This window comes from Geobacillus sp. B4113_201601 (assembly GCF_001587475.1).
GTDB classification, from domain to species: domain Bacteria; phylum Bacillota; class Bacilli; order Bacillales; family Anoxybacillaceae; genus Geobacillus; species Geobacillus icigianus.
This window is the reverse complement of record NZ_LQYX01000121.1, coordinates 333,376-344,767: the sequence shown is the minus strand read 5'-3', so window position 1 is coordinate 344,767 and position 11,392 is coordinate 333,376. Positions and strand designations below refer to the sequence as shown.

Here is an 11,392-nt window from a genome sequence, read left to right as displayed (position 1 = left end):
CGATGTATAGGCTCGTTCGATCAACCTCCTCATTCGTCGGCTCCTCTATCCCGCATTTGTTTGTATCCATCGTGTCTGACACGCTCAGCATCTCGCTTCACTCCTTCATTTACGTTCACCATAAATGGTAACATAAGTAATAAAGGTATAAATTTTTATACCATTTTGGCTCATCACCACAACATGTACTTGACAGACGGTTCACTTCTCTGCACAAGTGTATGCAAAACATGATTGGTTTCCTGTTCTTTCTTGGTTGCATAAGTCAGGTAAGTGATGAAAATATCAAGTACAACTTTTGGTGAAGAGCCCCATTTTTTCATGAATTGATTAGTTATATTTACCTATTTTTTACACAAAGAAGGTGGAACACGTATACATCGGCCATGAGCGCTTGTCTGTTCCACGGTTGATTTTCCGCCGTCTGACGGCGGAAGAATGGCAAAAACGGATGGCGTATGTGCAAAAAAGAAAAAAAGAAAAGGGAAGGCGCTGACACGCCAAACCCTTGAACAAAAGAAATACCACATCTTACCGACGAATTTACCACAAGAGTCGTTTGGTCAACAGGTTTATGAGCTCTATTCCCTGCGCTGGCCAATTGAATTGTTGTTTAAAGCCTAGAAAGGCTGGTGAAAAATCGCTGTTTGCCTTGATCGATGATGGAACGCGTGAACATAGAAGCTGATGCAAACGGTTTTTCTATTTGAGAAACGATTGCGAGAAGCGGTTGCGTGAGTAAATCACCGCCCCCTAGAAATCTGTATTTGATTTGCAGAAAGTCAAGAAGATGAAGAAAGAACGTTTCGAATGCCATTTATACGAGACGTTGATTGCCATTTTGTGGTCACCCAGACGTTTCTGTTTCAAGCTCGGATGTATTGGCATCAAAAGGAAGACATTCAAATCAGTGAACGGAAAGCACTCGATCTTCTCCAATCGTATTGGCACCAGTTGCTTTTACGTTCGCCTAGGGCGGAAATCAACCTTTCCTCTCTCCTTTCCCTGTTGCGAAAACATGCCAAGAAAGATCGAAGGAAAGGGAAAGAAACGGCATCGGATATCTTAACGAAATGAGGGATAGGGTAGAAGCGGTGCCGTTCCGTCGCCCTATTGACGTGGACGGGGCGGGGCGGAAAGCAGCATTTCCCCGTACTGCCGCATCTGTTCGCCCACCGTGCAGCGCTGAATGCAAAACGCCTGGGCGTACGTTTTTCCGTACTCTTTGCGGAACGTGCTCTTTAAAAAACAGCCATCGCAGTACATTTCTTCAAGCTGAGCGATTTGTTCCAATATTTCTTTCCGTCGGTTTCGCTTCTTTCCCATCGAACCTTACCCTTTCTCTGTCAATTCCATCCGGCTTGTGATCAGCTGCCCGGCAAGCGCTTGGCGGGCGAGCGCGTCCGCCTCTTTATTTTGCTTGCGGGAAATCGGTTCATACAACGGGTCGATGTGAAGCTCGCGCAGTTTTGCCTCGATACGGTCGAGCCAAGCGTTGTAATCGTCTTCAAAGCAAGGCCAGTCGCCCGACAGCTGCTTCAAGACGACGTGAGAATCGCCGCGAAACGTCACCGGCAAATGATGGACGCCAAGCTCCTCAAGCAGCTGCATCACAAACCAAAACGCCGCATATTCGGCCTCGTTGTTCGATTTGATTTCGCTGAGGCGGCGGTTGGCGCGCAGCCGGTAGCGCCGGTCGTTTTGCTTGTAATACACGACCGCGCCGACACCACCTTGGGAAGTTTGATGATCGAACCCGCCGTCGAAATAAACGACGACTTCATGCGGTTCGGCCGCGATTTCTTCAAGAAGTTTGCCAAGCTCCTTTTTCGACCATGCCGTGCCGTTTCGATCCATGAACTCGAGCGCCTTCGTCCGCCCGGTTTTTTCAAAATCGCCCGCGACGGCGAGCGCGTCTTTCGCCTCGAGCCATTCCGAAGTCAACCGCACCGCCTGTTTGTTGGGCGTGACGTACGTCCAATGAATTTGCACCTCCAACGTTCTGCCACCCTTTCGCATCACGATGATTGAGGCTGCTTTTTATTTTACCACACTCGTTCCCGTCTGTTCATCGTTTTCCGCCTCGATCGCTCTGTTTCAAAAAAGTATGTTTTTTTCGGCGCATTTATGATACACTAGCGGCTAGCAGCCGATCAAATGGCTCGACGTGAACAGACAAACAAGGGGGGATCGAATTGAAGCAGCAAACCGTCGCCGATCTTAGTTTGCTGGCGGTGGCGTTCGTCTGGGGGGCGACGTTTGTCGTCGTCCAAAACGCCATTTCCTTTTTAGAGCCGTTATCGTTTAACGCCGTCCGCTTCAGTTTGGCCGGCTTGTCCTTGTTCGCATGGACAGCCATCGTTTCCCGCCCGCTGCTCGGCCAGTTATCATGGCGGATCGTCGGCGCCGGGGCTTGGATGGGGCTATGGCTGTTTAGCGGCTATGCATTCCAAACGGTCGGGCTTTTGTATACAACTTCCTCGAAAGCAGGCTTTATTACCGGGCTGAGCGTCGTGCTCGTGCCGCTGTTTTCGTTTTTGATGCTAAAGCAAAAACCGACCGCAAATGCAGCTGTCGGAGCGGTGCTCGCCGCCTTCGGTTTATATTGGCTGACGGGCGGAGCCGAGCTGTCATTCAACCGCGGCGACGTTTTCGTCTTCTTTTGCGCCATTTCCTTTGCCATGCACATTCTTATCACCGGTCAATATTCGTCACGTTATTCGACATTGCTGTTAACGATGGTGCAAATTTTTACCGTCGCTGTCCTCTGTTTCATCTTTGCTTTTTGGTTTGAGGAGGCGACAAACATATGGAACACGGCGGTGCTCCGCCGTCCGGAAGTGTGGGGGGCGCTCGCGATCACCTCGCTATTGGCGACGACAGCCGCCTTTTTCATCCAGACAAAGGTGCAAAAATATACGACGCCAACCCGCGTGGCGCTCATTTTCGCTACGGAGCCGGTGTTCGCCGCTTTGACGGCGTATCTTTGGGTGGGGGAACGGCTGTCGCCATCCGCTTGGCTCGGCGGCTTCGCCATTTTGGCCGGCATGATCCTCTCTGAACTTCCAAGTGCACGCTTATGGGGGAAACGGTGGCGGGAAAAACGGAACATCTCCTCATAGCAACAAAAGCTGTCCTGCATGAAAGGTGGGACAGCTTTTTTCTTCGTCGCATTGGGCGTCACTGTCCATCATCCCGGCAGCGAACCGATCCACGTCTGCAACGTTTCTCCGCTTGAAAAACGAAAGGGACGGCGCTTCCTTGCTCGTTCACTTGCCAACCTTCCCAAAAGACGGTGAAAAACACGTTTTTCTAAGGGAAAAAGAAACATGGCGTCCATCCTGCTTTCCAAATTAAGAAATGGCATAATGCAGCTTCATTGTCCGGTCCATCTCATCCTCCTGAAGTGCCGATGCCTCATTCGCTTCACCGTCTAGCCTTTCGCCGGCGGCGGCACGCCTAATGGGAAACAGCGCCAGTCGCGATCCCAAGAAGCGCTCCGCCGACGACTTCGATCGGCTCGTGGCCGAGGCGGGCGCGGAGCTGTTGCTGCCGTTTTTTGTATACGGCCTGTTGCGGATCGTCTTCGAGCTTTTTCACCTCTTCGGCAAGCTCGTTCAGGCGCAAGGCGAGTTCGCCCGCCTGGCGCCGCACCCCTTGGGCATCGTACATGACGATTAATCCGAACAGCGCGGCGAGCGCAAAATCAATCGTCCGCATCTCCCGCTCTAACGCGATAAACGTCGCCAACGCCGAAACGCCGGCGGAGTGGGAGCTCGGCATTCCCCCTGTTTCGAAAAACAACCGCCAATCCCATCGGCCTGTCTCAAGCTGTTTGATCGGGATCTTTAAAAACTGTGCTAGCACGATCGTTGCGAGCGCCGTTTTTAGCCCTTTGTTCATCGCTCTTCTCTCCTTTGCCGGCCGTGCTTTGCTTATATTTTCACCTAGACCGGCCATACTATCCAAGTGGAGGTGAAAACGATGGCGAAAAACGGCGGCCGCAATCGCGGGACGAAGGCACCGGGCGTCAACCCGCAAGGCTTTGGTCAAGACGGAACGTTCACCCCGGATCCAAAAAGCAAGCTCGAAAACGCGGCGAAAAAGCGGAACACAAAATAAAGCAGGCTTCCCGGTGCGGAAGCCTGCGTTTTGTCGTTATTGCTTCACTTTCGCCAGTTTTTCGCGCAGCACCATTTGCAAAATGCCGCCGTGGCGGTAGTAGTCGATTTCGACTTCGCTGTCAAAGCGGACGATCACGTCAAACTCTTTTTTCTCACCCGTCTCTGGGTTCGTCGCCGTCACTTTGACAAGATCGCGCGGTTTGACGTTTTCATCGATGTGAATGTCAAACACTTCTTTGCCCGTCAAGCCGAGCGTTTCCGCGTTTTCGCCTTCTTTGAATTGCAGCGGCAGGACGCCCATCAACACGAGGTTCGAGCGGTGGATGCGCTCAAAGCTTTCGGCGATGACCGTCTTGATGCCGAGCAAGAACGTTCCTTTCGCCGCCCAGTCGCGCGAGCTGCCCATGCCGTAGTCTTTGCCGGCGACGACGACAAGCCCAGTGCCATCCTGTTTGTATTTCATACACGCGTCATAAATCGACATCACTTCACCGGTCGGCCAGTACGTCGTGTAGCCGCCTTCTGTGCCCGGCGCGATTTGGTTGCGGATGCGGATGTTGGCGAACGTGCCGCGCATCATCACTTCATGGTTACCGCGCCGCGAACCGTACGAGTTGAAGTCTTTCGGCTCGACGCCTTTCGAGATCAAATATTGGCCGGCTGGCGTGTTTTTGCCGATCGAACCGGCTGGTGAAATATGGTCGGTCGTGACCGAATCGCCGAATTTGCCGACGACGCGCAAGCCGGTAAGCGGTTCGACTTGGCGCACATCCGGGGACAGCCCTTCAAAGAACGGCGGATTTTGGATGTACGTCGAGTTTTCGTCCCATTGGTAAAGCGGCTCATCCGTCGTTTCGATGGCGTTCCAGCGCGGATTGCCGTCGAACACGCGCTCATATTCTTTGCGGAACAGTTCCGGATCGACCGCTTGCTTGACGACGTCTTTCACTTCTTCCATCGACGGCCAAATGTCGCGGAAGTAAACGTCATTGCCGTCTTTGTCTTTGCCGATCGGCTCGTTGAGCAGATCGATGTCGACCGTGCCGGCGAGCGCATAGGCGACGACCAGCGGCGGCGACGCCAAATAGTTGCCTTTCACTAGCGGATGGATGCGGCCTTCAAAGTTCCGGTTGCCAGACAGAACGCTTGTGACAAGCAAATCGCTTTCCGCGAGCGCTTTTTCGAGCTCCGGCGCAAGCGGGCCGGAGTTGCCGATACATGTGGTGCAACCGTAGCCGACGATGTTGAAGCCGAGCTGCTGGAGATACGGCAGCAAGCCCGAGTCACGCAAGTAGCCGGTAACGACTTTCGAGCCCGGCGCAAGCGACGTTTTCACGTATTTCGGCACTTGCAAGCCTTTTTCGACCGCTTTTTTCGCCACCAAACCAGCCGCCACAAGGACGTATGGGTTGGACGTATTCGTACAGCTCGTGATCGCCGCGATGACGACCGCGCCCGTTTTCAGCTTGACTTGTTCACCGTTCAGCTCGACGGTAATTTCCCGCTCCAAATCCGCTTCCGTCAGGCCGAAGCCTTGGTTGCCTTGCGGCGCTTTCACCGCTTCGCGGAACGATGGTTTCATTTTCGAGAGCGGGATCAAATCTTGCGGCCGTTTCGGTCCGGACAAGTTCGTTTCGATTTCCGACAAATTGATTTCGACGACGTCCGTAAACACCGGCTCCGGCGCGTCCGGCGTGTAGAACAAGCCGTTCGCTTTGCAGTACGCTTCAACGACTTGAACGTGATGCTCGTCGCGGCCGGTCAAGCGCAAATAGTCGAGCGCTTCAGCATCGACCGGGAAGAAGCCGCACGTCGCTCCGTACTCCGGTGCCATGTTGGCGATCGTCGCCCGGTCGGCAAGCGGCAAGGTCGCCACGCCCGGTCCGAAAAATTCGACGAATTTACCGACAACGCCTTTTTTCCGGAGCACTTGCGTCACCTTAAGCGCCAAGTCGGTGGCCGTCGCTCCGTCCGGCAACTTGCCCGTCAGGCGGACGCCGACGACTTCTGGCACTGGGAAGTAGGACGGTTGGCCGAGCATGCCAGCTTCCGCTTCGATGCCGCCGACGCCCCAGCCGAGGACGCCGATGCCGTTGATCATCGTCGTATGCGAGTCCGTGCCGACAAGCGTATCCGGGAACGCTTCGTATTCGCCGTTTTCCCCTTCGACTGCATGAACGACGCTAGCCAAATATTCCAAGTTCACTTGGTGGACGATTCCTGTAGCCGGCGGAACAGCCCGATAGTTGTTAAACGCTTTTTGCGCCCATTTCAAAAACTTGTACCGCTCGGCGTTCCGTTGAAATTCCAAGTCCATGTTGTATTCAAGCGCATCGTCCGACCCGTAACGGTCGACTTGCACCGAGTGGTCGATGACGAGATCGACCGGAATTTCCGGGTTAATTTCATACGGATCTCCGCCCAAATCGGCCATCGCTTTGCGCATGGAAGCTAGATCGACGACGGCAGGCACGCCGGTGAAGTCTTGCAAAATGACGCGCGACGGCTTAAACGGCACGTCGATCTCTTTCATTTCCGGCGTTCCCCATTTCGCCAAGTTCTCGACGTGCTCTTTCGTAATGACGCGGCCGTCGACTTGGCGAAGCACCGATTCAAGCAACACTTTGATCGAGTACGGCAGGCGGCTCACCTGACCGATGCCCGCTTCTTCAAGCGCTTGCAAGCGGTAATAATTGTATTTTTTACCGTTGACTTCGAATGAAGAGCGGGCGTTGAATACATCTTGTTTCGCCATATGTACAACCCCCTTCACTTCACAATAATACTATACTATTTTTTTGCGCAAAAGTCGAAAAAATCGTATCCATTCTCGCATTCCTCGCAAAGCTTGGCACGACTTTATCTTATTATAAAACGGGAAGGACTGTAAATCATGGATTTCTAATGACCTTCCTCCTTGTTTTCTTATCACGCCCTAGTCGGAATAATCCCCTTGTTTCATCACAAACTACAACCGGAGGTGAACGAAATGGCCAAACGAAAAGCCAATCACGTCATTCCCGGCATGAACGCGGCCAAAGCGCAAGGAATGGGCGCCGGCTACAACGAAGAGTTTTCCAATGAACCGCTGACCGAAGCGCAGCGCCAAAACAACAAAAAACGAAAAAAGAACCAGTAGCATGGCGGCCGCTCCGCCATCCCGGCCTGCCATAGCGCACAAAAAAGGGAATGTCCGCCGCCGGCATTCCCTTACTCGTTTTGATTGATTTCCTCCACCATGGTCTGCAAGTCGCTGCGAAATTTCTCGAGCTGCACGCGCTGTGTTTCCGAGGCGACTTCGAGCGCGTTTTCAATTTGGGCGAACGCCTCGTTGATTTCCTGACGCAGATGGGCCAGCTGGTGGCCGTAGTCGGCTTGATCGCGCACCAAGTGATCGTGCCATTCTTTCGCTTCCATCGTCGCCTTTTGCGCCGCTTGAAACGCGTCCTGTTTCGTTTTATGATACACCATCGCTCGTCCCTCCTTCGCGGTCGTTCACTACTTATCGTTTCAAACTGGGCGCAAATTATGCGCTGAATAAGCGAAAGCTCAACGCCGCATGCTAACGAACAAAGGAGGGACAACCAATGACAAACAAAAACGATGGCAAAGATATGCGCAAAAACGCGCCAAAAGGCGACAATCCCGGGCAGCCGGAGCCGCTTGACGGTTCGAAAAAAGTGAAAAACCGCAACCATACGCGGCAAAAGCATAATACAAGCCACGACATGTAAACGTCTTGGAGCGGCGCTGACCGCTTCGGCCCGGTCATAGGGCGCCTCTCCCTTGTTTTGTTCGTCTGTCGTCGCTTGTTCACACCTTGAACCGGATTGTACTTCCGGCGTTGCTTTTGGACACTGGTGTTTCGCCGCGGTCTCAATGAGTTTACGTAATAAAATTATGGTATACAAAATCGATTTGCTTTTCTGCCCCCTTGCCTAGAAGGCCGGTGATTTACTCACGCAACCGCTTCTCGGAATCGTTTCTCAAGTAGAAAAACTGGTTGTATCAGCTTCTATGTTCACGCGTTCCATCATCGATCAAGGCAAACAGCGGTTTTTCACCAACCTTCTAGATGACTGGTGAAAAACGGTTGTTTCTCTATAAACGATGGGGGGAGCGTGTGAAAGGCGATACCGATGCGACAGGGCTTTTCTATTTGAGAAACGAGGCCGGTAAACGGCCTGCTTCCTTCAATCACCGGCCTTCTAGGAGGCTGGTGATTGAATCGTAAATACGGCTTTACCGTGTCATTTCTCAATTCGAAAAACCTTGTCGCATCGATTCTGCTTTTCGTCTATTCTCCCCATTGAGTCAATCAGCCGTTTTTCACCGTTCTCCCAGACGATCGCGGGCAAGGGGAACGGCTTACGGAGCCATTCGTTCGTACAGTTCGATAAATTCCGCGGCCAACTCTTTGACCGCCATCGCGGTCATTAAATGGTCTTGAGCGTGCACCATAAGCAGTGTCACAACGGTCGATTGCCCGCCGGCTTCTTGTTGCAGCAGCGATGTTTGCAGCTCGTGGGCAGCTTGCAGCTCTGCGCCGGCCCGTTCAAGCAACCGGTGTGCTTCGGCAAATTCCCCTTGCTTCGCAGCGGCGATCGCTTCCATGGCATAGCTGCGGCCGTTGCCTCCATGGAGAATGAGTTGGAAGATCGTCTGTTCCTGTGTCTGCATAAGCCCCTCTCCTATATATTGATGAAATTCGCAGTACATGATCCGCTTACACTCATATCCGCCCGACACTCGTTGTCAGGCTCGAAATGAACATTCACGGTACGTGATCAACTGAACCCCGCGCTCGGTCATCTCGGCAACGAGCGTTGGGTCGGTCAGCACCGCCAGCTCTTCGACTCGTTGTTGACAATAGGAACTTCCTGACGCGAGCGGAACATCGATATACGCCGGGTGGCACATCACTTCCGCCGTCTGCCCGTCGCCAATTCGGTCGATAAGGGATAAAAAGCGGTCTTTCGTCAGCCCATCGCCGTAAAAATCCGGAAAAAAGACGTCGACGGTCGGCAGCCGATGCGGCCGTGCCGTCCGCACCGGGCGGATCGGCAACCGATAGCGTTCGGCCAATTGTTCCACAACCGGAAACACATTCGGGTGCTCATGAACGTGATGATGGCTGTCAATATGCGTCGGAGTGAGCCCGAACGAGAAAAAACGCTCCAACTGGGCGCAAAGCTCCCGTTCGATATCGCTGCGCCTAGCGCCGGCAAGCGCCTCCGCGCGCCGCGGAAACTCCCCGTTCTCGTTCACCAGCGATGGAACATTGGTCAGCGGCCGGCCGCACGTCAGCACAAAATGAATGCCGACGCCGAGTTCCGGATGGTCCTTCGCCAACCGGGCGGCGTGTTCGGCCGCCGGCATATTCGCCATTAGCGTCGCCGATGTGACGACACCGTTCTGAAACGCTTCCAAAATCCCGTAGTTGACCCCTTTCGAGTAACCGAAATCATCGGCGTTGACGATGCAATAGCGCGGCATTTCGTTCCTCTCCTTTACAGCGAGTGCGTTGCCCCCGCTCCGCTTGAAATCGTTGGATCGGCCTGCTCTTCGGCCGCTTTTTGTTTGTCCCAAATCGAGAAAAATGGATAGTAGATGGCAAATGCGATGAAGAAGTTAACGATTTGCAAAATACTCCCGGAAATTTTGCCTCCCGTCGCTAAATAGCCGCTGATCACGATCGGTGTCGTCCATGGCACGGCCACCCCGCTTGGTTTGGCGACAAGCCCGGTCGCCATCGCGGCGGAAACAACCACAAGCACGACAGGCACGAGAATGAACGGAATGATCAGCAACGGGTTCATGACGATCGGCATGCCGAACGTGATCGGCTCATTAATGTTGAAAATGCCGGGCGCGATCGCCAGCCGCCCTAAGCTTTTCAGCTGCCGGCTGTGGGCCCGAAGCATCATCGTCAGCGCCAACGCCAATGTCGCTCCTGAACCGCCGATATAAATCCAAAGATCAAAAAACTGTTGCGTAATGACATTGGGCAGTTCGGCATTCGGATTTTGCTGGAACACCATCCGGTTTTCATCCATCAGCGACAGCCAGATCGGCCCCATGACGCCGCCGACGATGGCCGCTCCGTGCAGCCCGGTCGACCATAGCAGCTGGACAAGCAGCACGGCGACAACGGCGCCAAATACACTGCCCCCGAGCACACTGAGCGGTTTGTTCAGGAGGACAGATACAATGTTATGGAAACTTTCAAACGGTGTCATTTCCAAAATCAGCCGGGCTACCCAGACAACGACGAGAACAGCTGCTCCCGGGATCAAAGCAACAAAGGAGCGGGCCACAGCAGGCGGCACCCCGTCCGGCAGCTTAATGACAATATTTTTTTGAATGATTTTCCGGTAAATTTCGGTTGACACAATCGCCAAAATCATGGCAACAAACAGCCCTTTGCTGCCGACCCATTGCACCGGAATGCCGCCGCTGACCATGATCGCCTCTTTTGCCCCTTCCGGCGTGAACGGCACTTGATACGGGGTCGCCAGCAAAAAAGCGGCCAGTGAAATCGCGCCGGCGGACAGCGCATCCACTTTATACTTTTCCGCCAGCCGATAGGCGACCCCGAAGCTGACAACAAGCGCCATAATATCGAACGTCGCTCCAACCGGATAAAGAAGCTTATCAAGCCAATGCTCGCCGAACCATTTCGCCATCCATTCGTTGTAACCAGGAATCGGCAAAAAGCCAAGAATTAAAAATAAAGACCCGATAATCAACAATGGCATCGACAAAATAATCCCGTCACGAATCGCCTGCAAATGGCGCTGTTCGGCAATCTTGCCGGCGACAGGCATCACGCGGTCTTCCAACATCCGAATAAACCGGTCCATCCGCTTCTACCCCCTGTTTATTTTTTTAACCGCAGCGCAAAGTCCAACACGCCGGCGCCGTTGACCCGCCCATAGTCAGCTGGATTGATGACGTCAACCGGAATGCCGCGCGCCTCTCCTTCTTTCTTCAAGGCGGCAAACTTATAGCGGATTTGTGGGCCAATGAGCACAACATCCGCCCGATCGAGATGGTCTTTCGCCTCATCGGCAGAGACAGCCCAAATAGTGGCTTCCATCCCCCGTTCCTTGGCTGCCTCTTGCATTTTCGTCACAAGCAAACTCGTCGACATGCCGGCAGCGCAAATGAGCAAAATGTTCATCCGCTTTCTCCTCCTTTTTTGATTATTCATTATTGTTTAAGCAAATTTCATGCCAACATCTAAAAAAACAGCGCCGAAGCGGATG

14 protein-coding genes are annotated in these 11,392 nt (G+C 53.3%); 5 read left to right on the top strand and 9 right to left on the bottom strand.

Annotated elements, in window-relative coordinates; all coding sequences use genetic code 11:
* Positions 1-438 precede the first annotated feature (438 nt).
* Positions 439-624 carry a hypothetical protein gene (locus tag B4113_RS19265; RefSeq protein WP_235598036.1) on the top strand — a complete coding sequence of 62 codons (186 nt, stop codon included), beginning with the start codon at positions 439-441 and terminating at the stop codon, positions 622-624.
* Positions 625-1,110: 486 nt separating this feature from the next.
* On the opposite strand, the gene B4113_RS18175 is transcribed toward B4113_RS19265, so the two are convergent.
* The gene (locus B4113_RS18175) at positions 1,111-1,326 is read right to left on the bottom strand and encodes a zinc-finger domain-containing protein (protein WP_061912733.1); all 216 of its coding nucleotides are present in this window, start codon (positions 1,324-1,326) and stop codon (positions 1,111-1,113) included.
* 6 nt (positions 1,327-1,332) lie between these two features.
* On the bottom strand, positions 1,333-1,998 hold the full coding sequence (locus B4113_RS18170) for a ribonuclease H family protein (RefSeq protein ID WP_061912732.1): 666 nt from the start codon (positions 1,996-1,998) through the stop codon (positions 1,333-1,335).
* Positions 1,999-2,195: 197 nt separating this feature from the next.
* On the opposite strand from B4113_RS18170, the gene B4113_RS18165 reads away from it, so the two are divergent.
* Positions 2,196-3,122 (top strand): DMT family transporter, encoded by a 927-nt coding sequence (locus B4113_RS18165; RefSeq protein ID WP_061912731.1) that lies wholly within the window; start codon positions 2,196-2,198, stop codon positions 3,120-3,122.
* 337 nt (positions 3,123-3,459) lie between these two features.
* Here the strand turns inward: B4113_RS18165 and B4113_RS18160 are convergent, their stop codons facing one another.
* Complete coding sequence (locus B4113_RS18160) at positions 3,460-3,903, bottom strand: divergent PAP2 family protein (RefSeq protein ID WP_061912730.1); 444 nt, start codon at positions 3,901-3,903, stop codon at positions 3,460-3,462.
* Between the two features lie 81 nt (positions 3,904-3,984).
* On the opposite strand from B4113_RS18160, the gene sspL reads away from it, so the two are divergent.
* Positions 3,985-4,122, top strand: a complete 138-nt coding sequence (gene sspL / locus B4113_RS18155) for a small, acid-soluble spore protein L (RefSeq protein ID WP_061912729.1) — start codon at positions 3,985-3,987, stop codon at positions 4,120-4,122.
* Between the two features lie 36 nt (positions 4,123-4,158).
* Here the strand turns inward: sspL and acnA are convergent, their stop codons facing one another.
* Positions 4,159-6,879: an aconitate hydratase AcnA gene (gene acnA, locus B4113_RS18150; RefSeq protein WP_061912728.1), complete on the bottom strand. Its 2,721-nt coding sequence runs from the start codon at positions 6,877-6,879 to the stop codon at positions 4,159-4,161.
* A gap of 234 nt (positions 6,880-7,113) precedes the next feature.
* On the opposite strand from acnA, the gene sspO reads away from it, so the two are divergent.
* Positions 7,114-7,263, top strand: a complete 150-nt coding sequence (gene sspO, locus B4113_RS18145; protein ID WP_008879509.1) for a small acid-soluble spore protein O — start codon at positions 7,114-7,116, stop codon at positions 7,261-7,263.
* 71 nt (positions 7,264-7,334) lie between these two features.
* On the opposite strand, the gene B4113_RS18140 is transcribed toward sspO, so the two are convergent.
* Entirely contained in the window at positions 7,335-7,595 is a 261-nt protein-coding gene (locus B4113_RS18140; protein WP_033843584.1) for a hypothetical protein, read from the bottom strand.
* 116 nt (positions 7,596-7,711) lie between these two features.
* Here B4113_RS18140 and B4113_RS18135 point away from each other — a divergent pair, with 116 nt between their 5' ends.
* Positions 7,712-7,858: a small acid-soluble spore protein P gene (locus B4113_RS18135; RefSeq protein WP_011230843.1), complete on the top strand. Its 147-nt coding sequence runs from the start codon at positions 7,712-7,714 to the stop codon at positions 7,856-7,858.
* A gap of 634 nt (positions 7,859-8,492) precedes the next feature.
* Here the strand turns inward: B4113_RS18135 and B4113_RS18130 are convergent.
* The 4 genes from B4113_RS18130 to B4113_RS18115 form a co-directional block, all read right to left on the bottom strand.
* Positions 8,493-8,804: a PTS lactose/cellobiose transporter subunit IIA gene (locus B4113_RS18130; protein ID WP_033843583.1), complete on the bottom strand. Its 312-nt coding sequence runs from the start codon at positions 8,802-8,804 to the stop codon at positions 8,493-8,495.
* A gap of 75 nt (positions 8,805-8,879) precedes the next feature.
* Positions 8,880-9,620 carry a chitin disaccharide deacetylase gene (gene chbG, locus B4113_RS18125; RefSeq protein ID WP_033843582.1) on the bottom strand — a complete coding sequence of 247 codons (741 nt, stop codon included), beginning with the start codon at positions 9,618-9,620 and terminating at the stop codon, positions 8,880-8,882.
* Between the two features lie 14 nt (positions 9,621-9,634).
* Positions 9,635-10,987, bottom strand: coding sequence for a PTS cellobiose transporter subunit IIC (gene celB / locus B4113_RS18120; RefSeq protein WP_061912727.1), 1,353 nt, complete (start codon positions 10,985-10,987; stop codon positions 9,635-9,637).
* Between the two features lie 17 nt (positions 10,988-11,004).
* Positions 11,005-11,307, bottom strand: coding sequence for a PTS sugar transporter subunit IIB (locus tag B4113_RS18115; protein ID WP_033843580.1), 303 nt, complete (start codon positions 11,305-11,307; stop codon positions 11,005-11,007).
* Positions 11,308-11,392 lie beyond the last annotated feature (85 nt).